19 protein-coding genes and 1 tRNA gene are annotated in these 20,912 nt (G+C 69.3%); 16 read left to right on the plus strand and 4 right to left on the minus strand.

Annotation, left to right across the window (positions count from 1 at the left end):
* Nucleotide 1 precedes the first annotated feature (1 nt).
* The 9 genes from CHC08_RS13655 to CHC08_RS13695 all read left to right on the plus strand — a co-directional run bounded on the left by CHC08_RS13655 (nt 2) and on the right by CHC08_RS13695 (nt 12,483).
* On the plus strand, nt 2-1,912 hold the full coding sequence (locus tag CHC08_RS13655) for a TIGR03960 family B12-binding radical SAM protein (RefSeq protein WP_089207636.1): 1,911 nt from the start codon (nt 2-4) through the stop codon (nt 1,910-1,912).
* 106 nt (nt 1,913-2,018) lie between these two features.
* The gene (locus tag CHC08_RS13660) at nt 2,019-2,795 is read left to right on the plus strand and encodes a TIGR03936 family radical SAM-associated protein (protein ID WP_089207637.1); all 777 of its coding nucleotides are present in this window, start codon (nt 2,019-2,021) and stop codon (nt 2,793-2,795) included.
* 96 nt (nt 2,796-2,891) lie between these two features.
* Nucleotides 2,892-5,591 (plus strand): ribonuclease E/G, encoded by a 2,700-nt coding sequence (locus CHC08_RS13665; protein ID WP_089207638.1) that lies wholly within the window; start codon nt 2,892-2,894, stop codon nt 5,589-5,591.
* A 180-nt stretch (nt 5,592-5,771) separates the two neighbouring features.
* Complete coding sequence (gene rplU, locus CHC08_RS13670; RefSeq protein WP_089207639.1) at nt 5,772-6,074, plus strand: 50S ribosomal protein L21; 303 nt, start codon at nt 5,772-5,774, stop codon at nt 6,072-6,074.
* Nucleotides 6,075-6,093: 19 nt separating this feature from the next.
* The gene (gene rpmA, locus CHC08_RS13675) at nt 6,094-6,351 is read left to right on the plus strand and encodes a 50S ribosomal protein L27 (RefSeq protein WP_089207640.1); all 258 of its coding nucleotides are present in this window, start codon (nt 6,094-6,096) and stop codon (nt 6,349-6,351) included.
* Nucleotides 6,352-6,455: 104 nt separating this feature from the next.
* Nucleotides 6,456-7,808, plus strand: coding sequence for a GTPase ObgE (gene obgE, locus CHC08_RS13680; RefSeq protein ID WP_089207641.1), 1,353 nt, complete (start codon nt 6,456-6,458; stop codon nt 7,806-7,808).
* Nucleotides 7,809-7,969: 161 nt separating this feature from the next.
* On the plus strand, nt 7,970-9,094 hold the full coding sequence (gene proB / locus CHC08_RS13685) for a glutamate 5-kinase (RefSeq protein ID WP_204358379.1): 1,125 nt from the start codon (nt 7,970-7,972) through the stop codon (nt 9,092-9,094).
* Between the two features lie 17 nt (nt 9,095-9,111).
* On the plus strand, nt 9,112-10,401 hold the full coding sequence (locus CHC08_RS13690) for a glutamate-5-semialdehyde dehydrogenase (protein ID WP_089207642.1): 1,290 nt from the start codon (nt 9,112-9,114) through the stop codon (nt 10,399-10,401).
* 240 nt (nt 10,402-10,641) lie between these two features.
* Nucleotides 10,642-12,483 carry a serine/threonine-protein kinase gene (locus tag CHC08_RS13695; RefSeq protein WP_089207643.1) on the plus strand — a complete coding sequence of 614 codons (1,842 nt, stop codon included), beginning with the start codon at nt 10,642-10,644 and terminating at the stop codon, nt 12,481-12,483.
* Nucleotides 12,484-12,831: 348 nt separating this feature from the next.
* On the opposite strand, the gene CHC08_RS13700 is transcribed toward CHC08_RS13695, so the two are convergent.
* Nucleotides 12,832-13,857 (minus strand): M48 family metallopeptidase, encoded by a 1,026-nt coding sequence (locus CHC08_RS13700; RefSeq protein ID WP_179282029.1) that lies wholly within the window; start codon nt 13,855-13,857, stop codon nt 12,832-12,834.
* 74 nt (nt 13,858-13,931) lie between these two features.
* Here CHC08_RS13700 and nadD point away from each other — a divergent pair, with 74 nt between their 5' ends.
* The 4 genes from nadD (at nt 13,932) to CHC08_RS13720 (ending at nt 16,238) form a co-directional block, all read left to right on the plus strand.
* Entirely contained in the window at nt 13,932-14,552 is a 621-nt protein-coding gene (gene nadD / locus CHC08_RS13705) for a nicotinate-nucleotide adenylyltransferase (protein ID WP_089207777.1), read from the plus strand.
* Between the two features lie 442 nt (nt 14,553-14,994).
* Entirely contained in the window at nt 14,995-15,411 is a 417-nt protein-coding gene (gene rsfS / locus CHC08_RS13710; RefSeq protein WP_089207644.1) for a ribosome silencing factor, read from the plus strand.
* Nucleotides 15,408-16,040 carry a histidine phosphatase family protein gene (locus tag CHC08_RS13715; RefSeq protein WP_089207645.1) on the plus strand — a complete coding sequence of 211 codons (633 nt, stop codon included), beginning with the start codon at nt 15,408-15,410 and terminating at the stop codon, nt 16,038-16,040. The genes rsfS and CHC08_RS13715 overlap by 4 nt, the downstream gene beginning before the upstream one ends.
* 125 nt (nt 16,041-16,165) lie before the next feature.
* A tRNA-Ala gene (locus CHC08_RS13720) sits at nt 16,166-16,238 on the plus strand.
* Nucleotides 16,239-16,650: 412 nt separating this feature from the next.
* Here the strand turns inward: CHC08_RS13720 and CHC08_RS13725 are convergent.
* Both CHC08_RS13725 and CHC08_RS13730 read right to left on the minus strand, forming a co-directional pair.
* The gene (locus tag CHC08_RS13725) at nt 16,651-17,991 is read right to left on the minus strand and encodes a sensor histidine kinase (protein WP_089207646.1); all 1,341 of its coding nucleotides are present in this window, start codon (nt 17,989-17,991) and stop codon (nt 16,651-16,653) included.
* A complete protein-coding gene (locus CHC08_RS13730) occupies nt 17,988-18,665 on the minus strand; it encodes a response regulator transcription factor (protein WP_089207647.1) in 678 nt (225 codons plus the stop codon). The genes CHC08_RS13725 and CHC08_RS13730 overlap by 4 nt, the downstream gene beginning before the upstream one ends.
* A 59-nt stretch (nt 18,666-18,724) precedes the next feature.
* On the opposite strand from CHC08_RS13730, the gene CHC08_RS48225 reads away from it, so the two are divergent.
* The gene (locus CHC08_RS48225; RefSeq protein WP_143653212.1) at nt 18,725-19,429 is read left to right on the plus strand and encodes a hypothetical protein; all 705 of its coding nucleotides are present in this window, start codon (nt 18,725-18,727) and stop codon (nt 19,427-19,429) included.
* A gap of 116 nt (nt 19,430-19,545) precedes the next feature.
* Here the strand turns inward: CHC08_RS48225 and CHC08_RS13745 are convergent, their stop codons facing one another.
* Nucleotides 19,546-20,046 carry a 2-thiouracil desulfurase family protein gene (locus CHC08_RS13745; RefSeq protein WP_089207650.1) on the minus strand — a complete coding sequence of 167 codons (501 nt, stop codon included), beginning with the start codon at nt 20,044-20,046 and terminating at the stop codon, nt 19,546-19,548.
* An 86-nt stretch (nt 20,047-20,132) separates the two neighbouring features.
* Here CHC08_RS13745 and CHC08_RS13750 point away from each other — a divergent pair, with 86 nt between their 5' ends.
* A complete protein-coding gene (locus CHC08_RS13750) occupies nt 20,133-20,495 on the plus strand; it encodes a hypothetical protein (protein ID WP_089207651.1) in 363 nt (120 codons plus the stop codon).
* Nucleotides 20,492-20,872 carry a hypothetical protein gene (locus tag CHC08_RS13755; RefSeq protein ID WP_089207652.1) on the plus strand — a complete coding sequence of 127 codons (381 nt, stop codon included), beginning with the start codon at nt 20,492-20,494 and terminating at the stop codon, nt 20,870-20,872. The genes CHC08_RS13750 and CHC08_RS13755 overlap by 4 nt, the downstream gene beginning before the upstream one ends.
* Nucleotides 20,873-20,912: the final 40 nt, after the last annotated feature.

Genomic DNA, 20,912 nt, shown 5'->3' on the forward strand with positions numbered 1-20,912 from the left:
CATGTCTGTCGAGTCGTTGTTTCCCCGCCTGGAAGCGCTTCTGCACAAAGTGCAGAAGCCCATCCAGTATGTCGGAGGTGAGCTCAACTCGACCGTCAAGGACTGGGACGAGACCACGGTCCGATGGGCGCTGATGTATCCGGACGCCTACGAGGTGGGCCTGCCCAACCAGGGCGTCCAGATTCTCTACGAGATCCTCAACGAGCTGCCGGAGACGCTGGCCGAGCGGACCTACTCGGTCTGGCCTGACCTCGAGGCGCTCATGCGGTCCGAGGGCGTCCCCCAGTTCACGGTCGACGCGCACCGTCCCGTCAGGGCGTTCGATGTGTTCGGGCTCTCCTTCTCCACCGAGCTCGGCTATACCAACATGCTGACCGCGCTGGACCTGGCGGGCATCCCGCTGGAGGCGGCCGATCGGGGCGATGACGATCCGATCGTCCTCGCGGGCGGCCACGCGGCCTTCAACCCCGAGCCGGTCGCGGACTTCCTGGACGCCGCGGTGCTGGGCGACGGCGAGCAGATCGCCATCGCGATCACCGAGGTCATCCGCGAGTGGAAGGCCGAGGGCTCGCCCGGCGGACGCGACGAGTTGCTGATGCGGCTGGCCGAGTCCGGTGGGGTCTACGTGCCCAAGTTCTACGACGTCGACTACCACGCCGACGGCCGGATCCAGCGCGTGGCCCCGAACCGTTCGGGCGTGCCGTGGCGGGTCCACAAGCACACGGTCATGGATCTGGACGAGTGGCCCTATCCGAAGAAGCCGCTGGTCCCCCTGGCCGAGACCGTGCACGAACGGTTCAGCGTGGAGATCTTCCGCGGCTGCACCCGCGGCTGCCGGTTCTGCCAGGCCGGGATGATCACGCGTCCGGTCCGTGAGCGCTCGATCACCACGATCGGCGACATGGTCGAGGCGGGCGTCAAGGCCTCCGGGTTCAACGAGGTCGGCCTGCTGTCGCTCTCGTCGGCGGATCACTCCGAGATCGGAGAGGTCGCCAAGGGGCTGGCCGACCGCTACGAGGGCACCAGCACCTCGCTCTCGCTGCCCTCGACCCGGGTCGACGCCTTCAACATCGACCTGGCCAACGAGTTCTCCCGTAACGGCCGCCGATCGGGCCTGACGTTCGCCCCGGAGGGCGGCTCCGAGCGGATGCGCAAGGTGATCAACAAGATGGTCACCGAGGAAGATCTGATCCGGACCGTCACCACGGCGTACACGCAGGGCTGGCGGCAGGTAAAGCTTTACTTCATGTGCGGCCTGCCCACCGAGGAGGACGCCGACGTCCTCGGCATCGCCGATCTGGCCAAGAAGGTCATCAAGGCGGGTCGCGAGGCCACCGGGTCGCGGGACGTCCGCTGCACCGTCTCCATCGGCGGGTTCGTGCCCAAACCGCACACCCCGTTCCAGTGGGCGGGTCAGGCGGACCACGAGACCGTGGACCGCAGGCTCAGGGCGTTGAAGGACGCGCTGCGCAATGACAAGCAGTACGGCCGGGCCATCGGCCTGCGCTATCACGACGGCAAGCCCTCGATCGTGGAGGGCCTGCTCTCCCGGGGTGATCGCAGGGTCGGCAAGGTCATCCGCGCGGTGTGGGAGGGCGGCGGCCGTTTCGACGGCTGGAGCGAGCACTTCTCCTACCAGCGGTGGATGGACGGCGCGGCCGAGGCCGGCATCGACGTCGACTGGTACACCACGCGCGAACGCGAGGAGAACGAGGTCCTGCCCTGGGATCACCTGGACGCCGGTCTCGACCGCGAATGGCTCTGGCAGGACTGGCAGGACGCCGTCAACGACGTCGAGGTCGAGGACTGCCGCTGGACCCCGTGCTACGACTGCGGTGTCTGTCCCACGATGGGAACGGAGATCCAGATCGGGCCCACGGGGAAGAAGCTGCTGCCACTGACGGTTGTGTGAGATAGGCGGTGCGTGAGCACCGCCTATCCTGAAATGACGATCACGACTTGGGAAGGACGACACCGCCCTGAAACCCGCTCCCGACGGGCCTCCGCCCGCGCCCACGGTGCAGCGCCTGAGTGTGCGCTACGCCAAGCGGGGCCGCCTGCGCTTCACCAGTCACCGTGACATCTCCCGAGCCGTGGAACGCGCGGTCCGGCGAGCCGACGTCCCGGTGGCGTTCAGCGCGGGCTTCTCGCCCCATCCGAAGATCTCCTACGTGGGTGCGGTCGCCCCCACCGGAGTCGCCAGCGAGGCCGAATACCTCGAGATCAGTGTGACGCGAATATGTGACCCGGACCTGCTCCGTGCCGCTCTGGACACCTCGCTGCCGCCCGGTCTCGACGTGCTCGCCGTCATCGAGGCCGGCGCCGGAAGTCTGGCCGACCAGCTGGAGTGCTCGGCATGGGAACTGCGGTTACCGGGAGCCGATCTCGCCCTTGCCAGGGCGGCGGTCGAGCGGTTCGGCGCCACCGAGCGAATCGAGGTGGAGCGCCTGACAAAGAAGGGGCTGCGCCGCTTCGATACCCGTGAGGCGGTGCTGAGTCTTGAGGTATTTGAGGGAACTGAGGCAACAGCAGGTCAGGCGTCCAGCCAGCCATGTGTCATACTTCGCATGGTTGTACGGCACGCAACTCCTGCCGTTCGACCCGACGACGTACTAACTGGATTGCGTCTTGTGGCTGACTTCGCGCCGCCGGTGCCCCCCGAGGTAACCAGGCTGGCGCAGGGCCCGCTGGACGTACGCACCGGTGAGCCCGCCGATCCGTTCGACCTGGACCGCGACATTACGCGCGGCGGCGAAGCGGAACCGGTGGGCAGGCACGTTGGCGGCGACATATAGGACTTGGCGCCGGGCCCAGGCCTGGCGGACAGTGAGAAGACGAGAGCTCCCGCGCGGCGCGGAGACGTGCCCGGGAGCTGACGGGAGAGCGCCCGCATGCTCGATAACGAGCCCAATGTCGGGGTCAATGGCCCTGATGGGGACAGAACGGAAGTAACACAGCCGACGACTCGTCGGAGGGCCGCAAGCCGGCCCGCCGGACCTCCGCCGGAGGATCCGGACCCCGCCCCTCCGGTGGTGGCGACCGCCGCACCGGAGGCCGCCCCCACCGGGGCGGTGACCGCCGCGCCCGAGCCCGAAGTGGTTCAGGAGGCGGCGCCCAAGCGCGCCACCAGGCGCAAGGCGGCCACGACAGAGGCCGCGGGCACCACCACGGGTGCCACCACCCGGCGCAGCCGTGCGAAGAAGATGGTCGCAGAGCCGGTCGCGGAGACGGCCGCCGAAACGACCGCGCCGGTCGCCCAGGAGGCGCCCGCTCCGGCGAAGCGCACCCGTACACGCAAGAAGGCCGTCCCGCAGGACGTTCCGGTCCAGGCGGACCGTATCGCCGAGGGAGCCGAGGAACCGGCCGACATGACCTCGGCCGAGGCCGAGGAGGTCGCGGCGGCGCTGCTGCTCGAGATGCCCGCCGACGAGCCTCTGGACGACGAGCCCGCAGGCGAGGACATCGTCGAAGAGCGGCCGGGGCTGTTCGTCGATCCTTTCGGCCTGTCCGCCCAGGATCGCTCGGGCGTGCCGTCGATGACCTTCCAGGCGCCGGCGGCGGTGTTCCAGCCGCTGTTCCAGGCACCTGACCAGCACCGTGCCGAGCCGGCGGTCGTCCGCCCCGCTCCGGTCCAGCAGCCCGTATCGCAGCCCGAGCCTCAGCCCGCCGCGGTGGAGGCCGAGACGGCCGACGACTCCGACGACGATGACGACGCCGACGACGACGCAGGCAGCCGCCGCCGTCGCCGCCGCAGGGGCGGCCGTGGCCGGGGCAAGGCGCGTGATCTCGACGACACCGAGGAGACCGACTCCGAGCAGTCCGAGGACGAGACGGCCGAGGCCGAGCAGGACGACGAGACGGAGAGCGGCAGCTCGCGCCGGCGTCGTCGGCGGCGTCGCAGGGGCTCGGACGAGGCGGGCGACGTTCCGGACGACCCGCCGAACACGGTGGTGCGGATCCGCGCCCCCCGTGCCGGGCGCAGCACCTCGATGGACGAGGTGCAGAGCGTTCGCGGCTCGACCCGCCTGGAGGCGAAGAAGCAGCGCCGTCGTGAGGGGCGCGAGCTCGGCCGGAGGCGTCCGCCGATCATCACCGAGTCGGAGTTCCTGGCCCGCAGGGAGTCCGTCGAGCGCATGATGGTGGTGCGCAGGACCGGTGGCCGGACCCAGATCGCGGTGCTGGAGGACGGCGTCCTCGTCGAGCACTACGTCAACCGCGAGGCGAGCCAGTCCTACGTGGGCAACGTCTATCTCGGCAAGGTGCAGAACGTCCTGCCGAGCATGGAGGCCGCGTTCGTCGACATCGGCAAGGGCCGCAACGCGGTGCTGTACGCCGGTGAGGTGAACTTCGACACCGCCGGGCTGGAGGGCCAGCCCAAGCGGATCGAGGTGGCGCTGAAGTCGGGCCAGTCGGTGCTGGTGCAGGTCACCAAGGACCCGATGGGCCACAAGGGCGCGCGGCTCACCTCGCAGATCAGCCTGCCGGGCCGCTACCTGGTCTACGTGCCAGACGGTTCGATGACCGGGATCAGCCGCAAGCTTCCCGACAAGGAGCGCACGCGGCTCAAGAGCATCCTCAAGAAGGTCATGCCGGAGAACGCCGGGGTCATCGTCCGTACGGCCGCCGAGGGCGCGTCGGAGGACGAGCTCGACCGCGACGTGGCGAGGCTGTCGGCCCAGTGGGAGAACATCCAGCGCAAGGCCAAGCCGGCCAGCGCGCCGGAGCTGCTCTCCTCCGAGCCCGACCTGACCGTCCGGGTGGTCCGGGACGTCTTCAACGAGGATTTCGCCTCGCTCGTGGTCGCGGGTGAGGATGTGTGGGAGACGGTCGACGAATACGTCCGCTACGTCGCCCCGCATCTGGCCGACCGGCTCTCGAAGTGGGAGGAGAGCGGCGACGTCTTCGCCGCCTACCGGATCGACGAGCAGATCGCCAAGGCGATGGAGCGCAAGGTCTGGCTGCCCAGCGGAGGCTCGCTGGTGATCGACCGGACCGAGGCGATGACCGTGGTCGACGTCAACACCGGCAAGTTCACCGGTCAGGGCGGAAACCTCGAGGAGACCGTCACCCGCAACAACCTGGAGGCGGCCGAGGAGATCGTCCGCCAGCTCAGGCTGCGCGACATCGGCGGCATCATCGTCATCGACTTCATCGACATGGTGCTGGAGAACAACAGGGACCTGGTGCTGCGGCGTCTGCTGGAGTGCCTGGCCCGGGACCGGACCAAGCACCAGGTCGCCGAGGTCACCTCCCTCGGCCTGGTCCAGATGACCCGTAAGAGGGTCGGACAGGGCCTCCTGGAGGCGTTCTCCACCGTCTGCGAGTGCTGCAACGGCCGTGGGCTGCACGTCTCGTCCGAGCCGGTCGAGGCCAAGCCCGAGCCGCGAGGCACCCAGGGCAAGATGGCCGTGGAGAAGGCCGTCTCGGAGAAGCTCGGCAAGGACAGCGGTCACGCTGTCGCGGCCGGAGACCAGGCTGGTCGTGATACCGTGACCGATGCGCTTGATGACGTCCCGGTTGAGGACGCGCAGGCCATACAGGCTTCTGGCCGGGGGCGGAGACGTTCCCGCAAGGCCAAGTCGGCCGATTAGGCCGGCACCTCCGACGTTCCGCCCGGTTCGACCAGGACGCCGTTAATCCGGTACCCTGGTGAACCGGTGCGCTTATGGCGCGCCTTGTTCGCGCGCCTACCCGGTTCGTCAATTCAGTGACCATAGCCGGATGCGGGGCGCAGCATCCAGCGAGCAAGCAGTCAGAAGAAGGGTTCCGCGGTGTACGCGATCGTTCGTTGCGGCGGCAGGCAGCAGAAGGTCTCCGTCGGTGACGTCCTCGAAGTGGACAAGGTCGCCGGCGAGGTCGGTTCCAGCATTTCGCTGTCGACGGTGCTCGTCGTCAACGATGGCGACGTGACCACCGAGGCGGGCAAGTTCACCGTTGCCGCCGAGATTCTCGGTGAGACCAAGGGTCCGAAGATCCGGATTCTGAAGTACAAGAACAAGAGCGGTTACAAGAAGCGCCAGGGTCACCGCCAGCGATACACGCAGGTGAAGATCACCGGCATCGACCAGGCCTGAGTTTCGGGAGTTTTGCGAGATGGCACATAAGAAGGGCGCGTCGTCCACTCGGAACGGCCGTGACTCAAATTCCCAGCGGCTTGGCGTGAAGCGCTTCGGCGGCCAGCTGGTCAACGCCGGCGAGATCATCGTCCGCCAGCGTGGCACCCACTTCCACCCGGGCGACAATGTCGGCCGCGGTGGCGATGACACGCTGTTCGCACTGGCCGCAGGCCACGTGCTTTTCGGTCTCAAGCGCGGACGCCGCGCGGTGAGCATCGTTCCGGTCGCGGAGTAGATCCGCACCGACAGATGTTGATGGCAGGGGTGGATCGCTTCCGCGGTCCACCCCTGTTCATGTTTTAAACGGGAATTCCCGTAGATGGGGGTAGGAGAGCAGACATGCCGGACTTTGTGGACCAGGTGGTCCTGCACATCAAGGCCGGTGACGGAGGGAATGGCTGCGCCTCTGTCCACCGGGAGAAGTTCAAGCCCCTGGGTGGACCTGACGGTGGCAACGGTGGTCGCGGCGGCGACGTGATCCTGGAGGTCGACGCGAACACCGCCACGCTCCTGGAGTATCACCGCCGCCCGCATCGCAAGGCCGACAACGGTAAGCAGGGACACGGTTCCAACCGTGACGGCGCCAACGGCGGCGACATCATCATCCCGGTGCCCGACGGCACCGTGGTCAAGAACGCCGACACCGGCGAGGTCCTGATCGACCTGGTCGGCGCGGGCACCCGTTACGTGATCGCCGAGGGCGGGCACGGCGGGCTCGGCAACGCCGCCCTGGCCTCCACCAAGCGCAAGGCCCCCGGCTTCGCGCTGCTCGGCGAGCCGGGCGACGAGGTCGACGTCCTGCTGGAGATGAAGAGCGTCGCGGACGTGGCGCTGGTCGGCTTCCCCAGCGCGGGCAAGTCCTCGCTGATCGCCGCCCTCTCCGCGGCCCGGCCGAAGATCGCCGACTACCCGTTCACCACGCTGGTGCCCAACCTCGGTGTGGTCACCGCGGGCGAGACGATCTTCATCGTCGCGGACGTGCCGGGCCTGATCCCCGGAGCCTCCGAGGGCAAGGGCCTGGGACACGAGTTCCTGCGCCACGTCGAGCGCTGCAACACGCTCGTGCACGTGATCGACTGCGCCACCATGGAGCCGGGCCGCGACCCGATCAGCGACTACGAGGCGATCGAGGCCGAGCTCAAGGCGTACGGCAAGCTGGAGGACCGGCCGCGGATGGTCGTGCTCAACAAGTCCGACGTGCCCGACGCCCGTGATCTGACCGACATCGTCAGGCCGATGCTGGAGGAGCGGGGCCTGCGGGTCCTCTCGGTCTCCGCCGCCACCCACGACGGCCTGAAGGACCTCACCTACGCCATGGGCGAGATGGTCGCCGCCGCCAGGGCCGCCGCGCCCGTGGTCGAGGCGACCCGCCTGGTCATCAGGCCCAAGCAGCTCGGTGACACGGGCTTCAACGTGCGCATGGTCGACGAGAAGACCTTCCAGATCACCGGGGCGAAGCCGGAACGGTGGATCCGCCAGACCGACTTCACCAACGACGAGGCCGTGGGTTACCTGGCGGACCGGCTGGAGCGGCTCGGCGTCGAGCAGGAGCTCACCAAGGCGGGGGCGAAGGCCGGCGCCGAGGTGATCATCGGTTCCATGGAGACGGGCTACATCTTCGACTGGCAGCCGACCCTCAACGCGGAAGCCGTACATCAGGGTCCGCGAGGTTCGGACAACCGGCTCATCTGACCGGCCGGGCCGGCCCGGTCAGATGAGCCGGCCGGACAACCGATTCGGATGATCGGCCGGCGCGGATGGCCGGCCGGTACAACCGATTCGGGTGATCGTCTGGTAGGACCGGTTCGGACGGCCGGCCCTCCTCCTGTGATCTCCTGTGAAAGGTGCGTGTTGTGGAGTCTGTGCGCGATGTGATTCGTACGGCTTCGCGCCTCGTCGTGAAGGTGGGCTCGTCTTCGCTCACGACCACGCAGGGGATGATCGACGTCGACCGGGTGGACGCCCTGGTCGACGTGCTCGCCACCCGGCGAAAGACCGGCACGCAGGTCGTGCTGGTCTCCTCCGGCGCGATCGCGGCCGGTCTCGGCCCGCTGGGCCTGTCCGCCCGGCCGCGTGACCTCGCCACCCAGCAGGCCGCGGCCTCGGTCGGCCAGGGCGTGCTGGTGGCCTGCTACACCTCCTCCTTCGCCCGGTACGGCCTGCGTGTCGGCCAGGTGCTGCTGACCGCCGACGACATGATGCGCCGCTCGCACCACGCCAACGCCCAGCGCACGCTGGCCCGGCTGCTGGAGCTCGGCATCGTCCCGGTGGTCAACGAGAACGACACCGTCGCCACCGACGAGATCCGCTTCGGGGACAACGACCGGCTGGCCGCGCTGGTCGCCCACCTGACCCGGGCCGACGCGCTGGTGCTCCTGTCCGACGTGGACGCCCTCTACGACGGAGATCCCCGCCGTCCCGGCGCCCGCAGGCTCGCGGACGTGCGTGGCCCCGAGGACCTCGTCGGGGTCGAGCTGGGCAAGGGCGGCGCGGTGGGCACCGGGGGGATGGTCACCAAGGTGCAGGCCGCCAAGATCGCGACCGGAGCGGGGGTGCCGGTGGTCCTGACCGCCGCCGCGCGTGCCGCCGAGGCCCTGGCGGGCACGGATGTCGGCACCTTCTTCCACCCCGACGGCCGTCACCCGGGCACCCGCCTGCTCTGGCTGGCCCACGCCACCACGGGCCGCGGCCGGCTCCACCTGGATCCCGGTGCCGTCGAGGCCGTGGTGGGCCGCCGCAAGTCGCTGCTGCCCGCCGGGGTCACCGCGGTCGAGGGTGACTTCGCGGCGGGGGACCCGGTCGACCTGTGCGGGCCGCTCGGCCGGGTGGTCGCCCGCGGCCTGGTCAACTTCGACGCGGGGGAGATCCCGGAGCTGCTCGGTCGTTCCACCCGGGAGCTGGCCGCCAGCCTGGGTCCGGAATATGAACGCGAGCTGATCCACCGTGATGACATCGTCATACTGGAGTCTCACAACTAGTTCTTTTGGAGCGCGAGATGTCCGAGGATTTCCTGAAGGTAGCCCTGGCGGCTAAAGAGGCCGCCGCCGAGCTGGCCCCGCTGCCGCGGGCGCCGAAGGACACCGCGCTCCGTGCGATCGCCGACGCGCTCGTGGCCAGGTCCGCCGAGATCGTCACGGCCAACGCGCTCGACGTGGAGAAGGCCCGGGAGAACGGGATCTCCGAATACATGGTCGACCGGCTCCGGCTCGACGAAGCCCGCATCGGGGCCATCGCGGAGGCGGTCCGCCAGGTCGCGGACCTGCCCGACCCCGTCGGTGAGGTGATCCGGGGCAACACGCTCCCCAACGGGCTGGAGCTGCGCCAGCTCCGGGTCCCGCTCGGGGTGATCGGCATCATCTACGAGGGCCGCCCCAACGTGACCGTGGACGCCGCGGCGCTCTGCCTCAAGAGCGGCAACGCCACCCTGCTGCGTGGTTCGTCCAGCGCCTATGAGTCGAACACGGTCCTCGTCGCCATCATGCAGGACGCCCTGGCGGGCACCGAGGTCCCCGCGGGAGCCGTGCAGCTGGTTCCCGGCCTGACCCGCGACTCGGTGAAGGAGCTCATGCGGGCCCGCGGCCTGGTGGACGTGCTGATCCCGCGCGGCGGCGCCTCCCTGATCAACTCGGTGGTCGAGGAGTCCACGGTCCCGGTGATCGAGACCGGCGTGGGCAACTGCCACGTCTACGTCGACGCCGACGCCGATCAGGATCTCGCGATCGAGATTCTGATCAATTCCAAGGTTCAGCGGCCCTCGGTGTGCAACTCCGCGGAGACGCTCCTGGTGCACGCCGCCGTCGCCGACGGCTTCGTGCCGCGCGCGCTCGCCGCGCTGGCGGCGGAGGGGGTGACGGTGCACGGCGACGCCCGTGTCGCCGCCTACGGCGCCGTGGTGCCCGCCGACGAGGAGGACTTCCGCGTCGAATATCTCTCGCTGGACATCGCCGCCGCCGTGGTCGACTCGCTGGAGGACGCGGTCGCGCACATCAGGAAGTACGGTTCGGGCCACACCGACGCGATCGTCACGCGCTCGGTCAGCGCCTCTCGCAGATTCGTCGCGCTGGTCGACTCCGCGGCCGTGGCGGTCAACGCCTCGACCAGGTTCACCGACGGCGGCGAGTTCGGCTTCGGCGCGGAGATCGGCATCTCCACCCAGAAGCTGCACGCGCGCGGTCCCATGGGCCTGCCCGAGCTGACCTCGACCAAGTGGGTCTACACCGGCGAGGGCCACCTGCGCACCGACGCGGGCACGGTCATCGCCTCGGGTGAAGCCGGCTCCAGGTAGGACATCCCGGCACGGGCCATCGGGGCCGTCGAGCCGTCGGTCACGCCTGCCGTTCACCGCCGGCCGGCTGAGCCGTGGATGGAGAGCATCTTCCGGTGAGTACGGCGTGCCGACGGAAAATCGTCGCACTTGCCCGCTATGGTGTGGTCTCCTACGGCTGAAGAGCAGGGAAGCGAGCGAGAGCGAGCAACCCGGGAGGCGCAGCGGTCCTGGACCCATGTGGCCGACGCAGGAGGTCACATGGGTCGTCTGGGGCGCGTCGGCCCTTACACGTTGCTGGACCGCCTCGGTCGAGGCGGCATGGGCGAGGTGTACCTGGCCTCCAGCAGGCGCGGTGAGAACGTCGCACTCAAGATGCTCCACGAGGTCGTCGACGCCGACTCGGAGGCCCGCATCCGGCTGGAGCGGGAGGTCCGTGCCCTCCGCCGGGTCGAGAGCCCCTATGTTGCCCGCGTCGTCGACGCCGACCTCGAGGGTGACCGGCCCTATCTGGTCATGGAGCACATCGAGGGAGACACCCTCCTGGAGCGCGTACGGCGCGACGGCCCGCTGGAGGGGGCCGGTCTGCTCACCCTGGCCCAGGGGCTGGCCACAGCGCTGTCGATCATTCACGCGGCCGGGGTCGTCCATCGCGACCTCAAGCCCGCCAACGTGCTGGTCAACTCGGAGGACGAGCCCGTCCTGATCGACTTCGGCATCGCCCACGTCCTGGACGCCACCCGGCTCACTCTGACCGGCACCTTTCTCGGCACCCCCAGTTATGCCGCTCCCGAGTTGTTCGCGGACGAGCCCGTGGGAGAGCCCGCCGACGTGCACGCCTGGGCGGCCACCGTGGCCTTCGCCGCGACGGGACGCCCCACGTTCGGCGGAGGCACGGTCGAGGCGCAGATGTATGCCATCCTCAACGGCCTCGCCGACCTTGAGGGCATCCCCGCGGCCTTGCTGCCCCTGATCCGCGCCGCCCTCCACCGCGAGGCGGTCAAACGCCCTACGGCGGCCCTCCTCGCCGGCCGTATAGGCCGTCTCGCCCGTGCGGCCCCATCCGAGCCGTCCTTCAAAGCGGTCAGACCGGCTGCCGGGAAGGCCGATTCGAGCGCGGCGAAGAAGCCGGAGCCCCGATCCAAGCCAGGAGCCAAGACCGAGGATCCCGCACGGGGCGGGCGCTCCGCGACCAAGACCGCCAAGGCTGCCAAGCTCACAGAGCCCGCTCGCGGGCCGCGAGCGGGCACCGGGACGGATGAGTCCGCCGGATCCGCCCGGGGAGCGCGTCCGGCGACCGGCGACGGCACGTCCCGTGGCGGACGACAGGTTCCCGCGGCCGGTGAGTCCTCGCGTTCCGGGCGATCGGGTTCCGCGACGGGCGAGTCTCCGCGTTCTGGGCGGCAGGGCTCCGCGGCGGGTGATCCATCTCGTGGCGGACGGTCCGGGGGCGCGGCGGGTGAGCCCTCCCGGCCTCGGGCGGCTTCCACGAGGACGGGGAGCAGAGCCGCCGGGAGAACGTCCAAAGGCGGGCAGGCCGACGGTGCGCAGGCAGTGGAGCTCGCGGCGGAGGGCAGGGCGGGACCGTTGCCCGCGGGGAACGCGGCGCTGCTCCTGCTGGCGGTGCTGGCCGTTCCCTGCGTGGTGGCCACGGTGATCTGGCCACTGGCCACCTTCGCCGTCACCGGGCTGTTCGTCGTGCTGGCCCGCACGCTCTGGGCCGGGCACTGGCTGGTCAGGAAGCGCAAATCAGCCAGGGTCCGGGGCATGTTGCGCGTGGTGAACTTCCCCTTCGCCTTCATGGGAGCGCTGCTGACCGCGCTCGCCTGGCCGGGACTGCCCGCGGCGGGGCTCGCCGGCGCCACGCTGTGGCTGATCCTCGGCGGATCGCTGCCGCCGGACTGGTGGATGCGACCCGCTCCGGTCGCCGTCGCGGGCATCGTGTTCGGCGTCGTCTGCGGCGGGCTCATCGGCAGGGAGATCGAGCGGATCGGTTCTGAGATCCCCGAACTCCGCAAGGAGGGGCTGCGCGCACTCGCCGTACTGGGTGGATTCGTCGCCCTGTGCTCCGCGGCCGTGCGCGCGATCGCCCTGATGATCTAGCACCGAGGAAGCCCCTTTGCGCGCGCCGGCCAGAGGTCGTCGGCGCCTCTGAGCGGGCCCTCGCCGAGCTGTAGAGATTGTCCGTGATCGAGGCATTTATCCCAGCGACTTTGGCGCGAGATTCGCGTCGAAACCGCGGTAATCGCTGGGCGTCCTGCCGGCGAATTCGGGCACTGGATTACCGAACGGCAGGTCGGCCGCCATGGGGCCTGGCTTCCGGGAGACGTTCGGACAATGGGCCGACGCCGTCACGTACTGCGGCCGAGAACCGATATTTCCCTGTCATACGTTACTTGCGCGAGAAAGGGTCTGAGAGGCAGCCTCCCAGACCCTTTGCGAAATTCTCGTCTAATTCCCATCGCGGCGGGAGAAGCGGTTGAAAATGCGCTCTCCGGCGTTGACGGCGCCCTCGGCCACGTCGCGCAGGACGCCGATGAAGGGATCCTGGGACTGTGACCAGGATTCGCGGTAGGAGCGGGCGGCGGCCCTGACCTCATCGGAGATCTTGGCGTCGGCGTCGTCGGCGCGGAGGGGGTAGTTGCCGGCGAGGATCGCCTCGTAGTCGCCGCTGCGGCGCCACTTGTCGAGCTCGGCGACCCGGGAGACCGCGAACGGGTGGGTGGTGCCGAGCAGGTTGAGGACCTTGAGGAAGCCGTCGCGGACGTCGCCCGCCGTGTCGTACTCGCGCGCCTGGTCGAGGAAGGCCTCGATGTTCATCTCGTGCAGGCGCGAGCCGCCGGCGAGCTTCATCAGCGAGCGCAGGGCCGCGTCGGGGTCCTGGCCGCAGAGCAGGCCGCCACGGTCGGCGGAGAGCTCGGACTTGCGGTGCCACTCCTCCAGCCCCGCCACGATCGCGCGCAGGCCGATGTAGCCGAGCGGGATCCAGGCCACGCGGGTGGCCAGGCGGGTGAGAATGTCCAGCATGGTGCGGTAGACGGCGTGGCCGGACAGGATGTGGGCGGTCTCGTGGCCGATGACGAAGCGCTGCTCCTCCTCGTCCATCAGGTCGAGCAGACCGGTCGTGACGACGATGAACGGGTCGTCGAAGCCGATCGCCTTCGCCTGCACCATCGGGTTCTGCTCGACGTAGACCTCGGGGATGCGATGGAGGTCGAGCGTGTAGGCGGCGTCGCGGCCCATGTCGTGCAGGAGGCGGAACTGGGTATCGCTGGTGCGCACAGCGGAGGCAAGATAGATCAGGCGCAGTCGGCGCTCGCTGATCAGGCCGGACATCTGCTTGAGCACCGTGTCGAACCCGCTGAGCGTGCGCAGGGCGACCAGCGCGGACCGATCGGCGGGATGTTCGTAGGCGCGCGAGCTGATGCCGGGAAGCTGCACGCGGTTGCGATCCGGGGTGGTGGTCATGTTCGGCATGCTACGTCGGGCCCGCCTGCCATGCGCGGGGGGTGATTAAAAGCTGTGTGCGGCTTGAGCGTATGGTCCGTTTCATGATGAACGCGCCTACCGATCAAGGACGGCGGCGTCTGGGCGTTATGGGCGGAACCTTCGACCCGATCCACCACGGTCACCTGGTGGCGGCCAGTGAAGTCGCACACCATTTCGACCTCGACGAGGTGGTTTTCGTGCCGACCGGACGCCCATGGCAAAAGGCCGACAAAACGGTCTCCGCGCCCGAGGACCGCTACCTGATGACGGTCATCGCGACCGCGTCCAACCCGCGCTTCTCCGTGAGCCGGGTTGATATCGACCGTCCCGGCCCGACCTTCACCATCGACACCCTGCGGGAGATCTCCAGCGAATGGGGGCCGGATGTCGATCTGTACTTCATCACCGGCGCCGACGCCCTCGCCCAGATCCTGAGCTGGCGTGACGTCGATGAACTCTTCACCACCGCGCACTTCGTCGGTGCCACCAGGCCCGGCCACCTCCTGCACGACCCCGGCCTTCCGGAGGGCAAGGTCAGCCTCGTGGAGATCCCGGCGCTGTCCATCTCGTCCTCGGAATGCCGGGAAAGGGTGGCTTCGGGCCAACCCATCTGGTACCTCGTGCCCGACGGCATCGTCCAGTACATCAACAAGCGCGGTCTCTACCAGAAAAAGGGCGCCTGACCAGCACATACGTCATTCTTCCTCTGCTCCGGGCACGGCTGCTCCCCGCGTATCCGCTCCGAGGCGCGGTCCGGGAGGGGCGAGCCTGGTGGGCGGCACGCTCCGAAGATCGGCCCACCGATCGCGGGGCCCCGCAGACAGCGGACGGAGAGGTCGCGCGACCATGAAAACCACCGAGATCAACGAAAAGCGGTGGAATCCGGAAACGTGCCCTGACCAGCCATAGCGCGCGTACGCCCTGATTGAGGCGTTATCATTCGCACTACATCAACAAACGTGGTCTGTACCGCGAGGTGCGCCCCTGATCGGCCGTCAATTCGTTTGCGGCACGGAATCGGGTGGCGCACGATGGGCGTTGTCCCGAGGACGGCTCTTCAAGAAGCACAGAATCGGGCACCCTGATAGGTGACAGCGCCGACTAGCAGGAGGACTGACCCACACCGTGACCGCAACCGAAAGATCCGTTCAGCTCGTCAGGCTCGCCGCCGAGGCGGCGGCCGACAAACTGGCCGATGACATCCTCGCCTATGACGTGAGCGACCAACTCGTCATCACCGACGCGTTTGTGCTCTGCTCCGCCACCAACGACCGTCAGGTCCACGCCATCGTCGACGAGATCGAGGACCGCCTGCGGATCGAGGCCGATGCCAAGCCGGTCCGCCGCGAGGGAGAGCGCGAAGGGCGCTGGGTCCTCCTGGACTACATCGACATCGTCGTGCACGTCCAGCACGAGGAGGACCGCACCTTCTACGCGCTTGAGCGCCTGTGGAAGGACTGCCCCTCCATCGCCCTGCCCGACAGCGTCACCCAGGTCGCCGCTCAGCGCGCCCGCGAGGCGGTAACCGAGGTAACTGAGTGAGTCGTCGTGTCGTCTGCCTGAGGCATGGCCAGACGTTGTGGAACGTCGAACACCGTTTCCAGGGCCACTCCGACATCCCGCTGGACGAGACAGGCGTCGCGCAGGCGGCCCGCGCGGCCTCACTGCTCGCCGCACTCCGTCCCAGCATGATCGTCTCCTCCGACCTCCAGCGGGCCTTCGAGACCGCCGGGGCGCTGGGCCGCATCACCGGCCTGGACGTCTCCGTGGACAAGGACCTGCGCGAGCGCGGTGGCGGTCAGTGGGAGGGCCTCACCCGCGATGAGATCTTCGCCGGCTGGCCTCGCGAGTTCGCCGCCTGGGAGGCGCCGGGCGGCGAGCAGGTCACCGACGTCGCCGAAAGGGTGTCATCGTCGATCCGCCGCTGGGCGGCGGAACTCGACTCCGACGGCCTGCTGGTGGTCGCCTCCCACGGGGCGGCGATCCGGCTCGGCATCGCCAGACTGATGAACCTGCCGCAGGAGCTCTGGCCCGCTCTCGGCGGTCTGGGAAACTGCTCCTGGTCGGTGCTGGAGGAGGCTCGTAAGGGCTGGCGCCTGCTTGAGCACAACGCCGGGACCCTGCCTGAACCGGTCCGGAGCGACGACAGCCCCGAGACCACGGAAGAGTGATCTCGGAGCACGGCTTGCGCCCGAAAATGGCGGGCGCGAGCCGTACCGTCGTCGATTAGGTGAACTCGCGGGTGTCCTTATATGCTTCCGGAGCGCCGCGACGAGAAGACTCGGAGCGGTGACCAGGGGCTATGGCGCAGCTGGTAGCGCGCCTCCATGGCATGGAGGAGGTCTGGGGTTCGAATCCCCATAGCTCCACTTGTGGCTGGGGTCTGCTGTTCGCAAGCGGGAGCTTGCTCGCGGTGGGCCCCTTCGTCATTTACACGGGGGGACGACCCCCCGAGCCCCCCGGTGCGGGGGCTCTGCCCCCGCGCCCCCGTTGTCTCGCTTCGCTCGCCGCCCGGACGGGGCCTCGCTTCGCTTTGGCCCCACGCATGGCCTCGCTTCGCTCGGAGTCCGGGACGTGGCCTCGCTTCGCTTTGGTCCAACGAGGGGCTTCGCTTCGCTCGCCGCCCGGACGGGGCCTCGCTGCGCTTTGGCCCGATGCGGGGCTTCGCTTTGCTCGCCGTCCGGGACATGGCTTCGCTTTGCTTTGGTTCGACACGGGCCTTGTTTCGCTCGGGGGCGTTCCCGTTGTGAAATACGCGGTGGAAGACGCAGGCGGGGGTCTTCAGCGGGTCGCCTTCTTGCGTGACCAGCGGTTGCCGACCAGTCGCCGGGTCGCGCGCGGCGTGGGGTCGCGCTGGTCGGTGCGGAACCAGAGCTGCACCCTGGCGCCTCCTAGGGAGGACGCGTCGATCCTCATCGCGCCGCCGGAGGACTCGGCGAGCTGACGGGCGATGTCCAGGCCGAGTCCGGTGGACCCCGAGCCGCTGGCCCCCCGCCGCAGTGCCGTCTCGGGGTCGGAGATTCCGGGGCCCGCGTCGGCGATCAGCATGCCGACGGTGCCGGAGCCCTGATGCAGGGTCACCGTGAACGCCGTCCCTTCCGGGGTGTGCCGGAAGACGTTGCCGAGCAGGGCGTCCACCACCGCGTTGAGCTCGCCGGCCGCGACCGGGACCCGGATGGGTGCGTCCGCGCCGATCAGCTCCCACGGGCGCTGCTGGTCCTCCGCCAGGGCGGACCAGAAGGTCAGCCGTTCGCGCAGCACCTGGGCGGCGTCGCAGTAGACGAACTTCGGCGCTCGGGAGGGACGCCGGGCCGCGGCGATGATCTCGTCCACCTCCGACTCCAACCGGCTCAGGGACCTGCGACTCTGCTCGGCCTCGGGCCCCAGGTGGTCCAGGCTCAGCCTGAGCGCGGTCAGAGGTGTGCGCAGGCGGTGCGACAGGTCGGCGGCCATCTCCCGCTCCGCGGCCAGCAACTGGATCACCCGGTCGGCCATGGTGTTGAAGGCCTCCCCGGCGGCGACCAGTTCGGGTGGGCCCTCGGGCTCGATGCGGACGCTGAGGTCCCCGGCGCCCAGGGAGCTCGCCGCCCGGCCGAGGCGCCGGGCCGAGCGCACCACCCGCACCCCCAGCCGGTCGCCGACCAGCACCGAGCCCACGACCAGCACCGTCGCGACCCCGGTCAGCACCGCCCACGACGTGGCGACGCCCCGGCTGAGGTCGCTCGAGGGCACGAAGATCTCGATGACCACGGTCCGGTCTCCGTCCAGGGCGACCGGGCGCAGCAGGAGGTAGCCGGTGCTCGTCTCCGAGGTGATGGCCCGGGTCAGCCGGGAGACCGCCGCCACGGTCTCCGCGCCGGCCCTGACCCTGCCCACCGAGCCGCCGCCGGGCAGATGGACCGCGATCCGGTCCCGTGCTCCCGTGCTGAGCACCGCGTGGGTCAGCCGGGCCGGGTCCACGGTGATGGCCAGCACCGGAACCAGCGCGGAGGCCTGCCGTTCGGCCTCGGCCATGGCCCGGCCGTGAGCGATCTCCCTGACGATGAGCCCGAGGGGGATCAGGAAGGCCAGGGCGACCATCGACGTCGCGGCGACGGCGAGCAGGGCCAGGGTCCGTCTCATGACGGGGTGACCAACATGACGCCGACGCCGCGTACGGTGTGCAGGTAGCGGGGCGCGGACGCGCTCTCGCCGAGCTTGCGGCGCAGCCACGACAGGTGGACGTCGATCGTCTGGTCGTCGCCGTAGGACTGCTGCCACACCTCGGTGAGCAGTTCCTTGCGGGAGATGACCCGGTCGGCGCGGGCGGCGAGGTAGGCGAGCAGATCGAACTCGCGCCGGGTCAGGGTGAGCGGCGCACCGTCCACGGCGGCCTCACGCCGGTTCAGGTCCACCTCGAGCTTGCCGATGCACAGCACCGGCGGCGGGGTCGTGCTCCGGGCCCGGCGCAGTACGGCGTCCAGCCGGGCGTTCAGATGATCGCCGGAGAACGGTTTGACCAGGTAGTCGTCCGCTCCGGCATGGAGCAGCCGGACGATCTCCGCTTCGTTGTCCCTGGCGGTGGCCACGATGACCGGGACGCTGGAGATGCTGCGGACCATCTTCAGCACCTCGGCCCCGTCCAGGTCGGGCAGACCGAGATCGAGGATCACCGCATCGGGAGGATCCTGAGTGATCTCCCGTAACGCATCGAGAGCACGTCCCGCGCTGCGCACGGCGTGTTGGCGCCTGCTCAGCTCCTGAATGATCGCGGAGCGTACATACTCGTCGTCTTCCACCACGAGAACCGTCGCCATGCGACGTAACCGTAGTGAACATTGAGACATATTGAGACACAGAGGTAATAATTCACCGCATGCGCCAAACGCTTGGTTTCATCGCGGTGTGGTGCGGAGCCACCGTCCTGGCGATCTCGGTCGCCTGGTTCGGCGTTCGTGACGTGCTGCGCAGCCAGGTCTTCGACGACGTGAAGATCGAACCGATCAGCGCGGCGCTCACCGGGGTCAGGAACGCGCCGCTTCCACAGGGGGCGCCGACGGGACCGCTGGCCCTCGGCACACCGACCACGTCGGCCACCTCGTCCTCGTCGGACAGGCGGAGCCCGACCCCTCGTGCCACGCCGACCTCGTCCGCTCGGAACACGGCTCGGCCGCAGCCGGTTCGCTCCCCGGCGAAGACCGCCCAGGCGCCGGTTCGCACGCGGAACTCCAAGACCCCCGATCCTGTCCGGACCCGGCCGACCCCCGTTCCCCGGGCGGTCACGTCGCCGTCGGCGTCTTCGACCCCCCGCGCGACCCGGTCGTCCTCGGCGCCCAAATTGGAGAACCAGGCGGCGGCCTCGAACGAGAACGTGCGGGTCGTGAATGTGAAGGGCGGCTCGGTCTCGTTTGTCATAGAAGACGGAGCGTGCCGGCTGATCACCGCCGCTCCCAACGCGGGTTACACGGCCCAGGTGTCGCAGAACGCCGGTTGGATCCGGGTGGATCTCGTCCAGGGGGCGCACGGCTCGTCGGTCTTCTGCATCGGCGGGGAGAACCGGACCGACCTCTGGGAGTACTAGCCCCGCATTCCGCACGTGGCCCCGATCGGCCTGGGGCGATCATTCACAGCGTTGGATGGGATATAGCTGCTGACCTGCAATGATGCGGCACCTGCGGAAAACGGGACCAGCGGGGTTCAGCGGTCTCCGCCGAGCTCGCGCAGCCGTACTCCGGCGTCGGTGATGTGCTCCTCGTCGAACACCGTGATGCCGTGCAGTTCGAGAAGGGCGGTGGTGACGCCGATGCCGGGCATGCGATGGCCGCTGAAGGTGCCGTCGTAGACGGTCAGGCTGCCGCAGGAGGGGCTGCCCTCTTTCAGGATCGCCATCTTCACGTCGAAGGACCGGGCGACGGCGAGCGCCGATCGGGCCCCGGACAGGAAAGCCTCCGTGACGTCGGCCCCTCCGGTCGTCAGCACCCGGGCCGCCCCCGCGAGCACGGCCGCGCCCCCGGCACCGCCCTCGATCTCGGCGGCCGGGCGGGGGACGGGCAGTCCGCCCTCGACCTCCGGGCAGAACGGGATGAGGCGCCCCTCCTGTCGCCAGGCGGCCAGCAATGCGTCGCCGCTCGCCTTGGCGGCTCCGTCGTAACGGACCTTCCGCCCCATCAGGCAGGCGCTGACCAGGATCCTCTCCACGGGTTCAGACTACGTGCCGCGAGGATGAGGGCGAGGAGGGCGGGCAGTACCCTGCTGCTCATGTTCTCTGATCCACTGATGTCTCCATGATCGGCCCGCTCGCGACAGGCCTGATCGTGCTGTCGCTGGTGATCGCACTGGTCAGTCTCCTGGCCAGCATGCGGAACAGGGCGATGGGCACCGTGCTCCTCGTCGGGCTCGGGGTGCTGGAGCTCGGCCTGCTCGTCCAGGCGGGGTTCGTGATCGCCGGGATGGTCCGGGGAGAGGGGCCGGACGAGACCGCCACTCTCATCGGCTATGTCGCGGGCTCCCTGGTGATCCCACCGGTGGCCGTGTTCTGGGGGGTCGGCGAGCGCTCGCGCTGGGGTCCGGCCGTGATCGCGGTGGCGGGTTTCGCGATCCCTGGAATGATCGGGCGCATGTTGCAGATCTGGCAGGGGACGGTATGAGCGAGCCGGCGATCGGAGCGGGGCCGGGGCGTGCGCTGGTCGCGGTCTACGGGGTGTTCGCCCTCGCGGCCGGGTCCCGCGCGGCCGTCCAGATCGCGACGAAGTTCGGGGAGGCCCCGCTGGCCTACTCGCTGTCGGCGTTCGCCGCCGCCGTCTACATCGTTCTCACCGTGGCGCTGGTCAGGGGGAACCGGACGCTGGCGCTGGCCGCCTGCGGCGTCGAGCTGGCCGGGGTCCTCATCATCGGGACGCTGAGCATGGTGGACTCCGAGGCTTTTCCGCGCGCCACGGTCTGGTCCGGTTACGGCAGCGGTTACCTGTTCATTCCCCTGGTTCTGCCACTCCTTGGCCTTTACTGGCTTTTGCGCCGCAGGTAGTTAGGCCCGGATCTCCTCGGGCAGGCATGCTTCGCGAACC

Origin of the sequence: Streptosporangium subroseum (assembly GCF_900188345.1) — a bacterium.
Lineage (GTDB): Bacteria > Actinomycetota > Actinomycetes > Streptosporangiales > Streptosporangiaceae > Streptosporangium > Streptosporangium subroseum.

Coding starts and splice junctions, on each gene's coding strand:
- rpmA (WP_089207640.1), top strand. CDS start 6,094: ATGGCACATAAGAAGGGCGCGTCGTCCACTCGGAACGGCCGTGACTCA.
- CHC08_RS13755 (WP_089207652.1), top strand. CDS start 20,492: ATGAGCGAGCCGGCGATCGGAGCGGGGCCGGGGCGTGCGCTGGTCGCG.
- nadD (WP_089207777.1), top strand. CDS start 13,932: ATGATGAACGCGCCTACCGATCAAGGACGGCGGCGTCTGGGCGTTATG.
- CHC08_RS13690 (WP_089207642.1), top strand. CDS start 9,112: ATGTCCGAGGATTTCCTGAAGGTAGCCCTGGCGGCTAAAGAGGCCGCC.
- CHC08_RS13655 (WP_089207636.1), top strand. CDS start 2: ATGTCTGTCGAGTCGTTGTTTCCCCGCCTGGAAGCGCTTCTGCACAAA.
- CHC08_RS13750 (WP_089207651.1), top strand. CDS start 20,133: ATGATCGGCCCGCTCGCGACAGGCCTGATCGTGCTGTCGCTGGTGATC.
- obgE (WP_089207641.1), top strand. CDS start 6,456: ATGCCGGACTTTGTGGACCAGGTGGTCCTGCACATCAAGGCCGGTGAC.
- CHC08_RS13700 (WP_179282029.1), bottom strand. CDS start 13,857: ATGCCGAACATGACCACCACCCCGGATCGCAACCGCGTGCAGCTTCCC.
- CHC08_RS48225 (WP_143653212.1), top strand. CDS start 18,725: ATGCGCCAAACGCTTGGTTTCATCGCGGTGTGGTGCGGAGCCACCGTC.
- CHC08_RS13725 (WP_089207646.1), bottom strand. CDS start 17,991: ATGAGACGGACCCTGGCCCTGCTCGCCGTCGCCGCGACGTCGATGGTC.
- CHC08_RS13665 (WP_089207638.1), top strand. CDS start 2,892: ATGCTCGATAACGAGCCCAATGTCGGGGTCAATGGCCCTGATGGGGAC.
- CHC08_RS13695 (WP_089207643.1), top strand. CDS start 10,642: ATGGGTCGTCTGGGGCGCGTCGGCCCTTACACGTTGCTGGACCGCCTC.
- CHC08_RS13730 (WP_089207647.1), bottom strand. CDS start 18,665: ATGGCGACGGTTCTCGTGGTGGAAGACGACGAGTATGTACGCTCCGCG.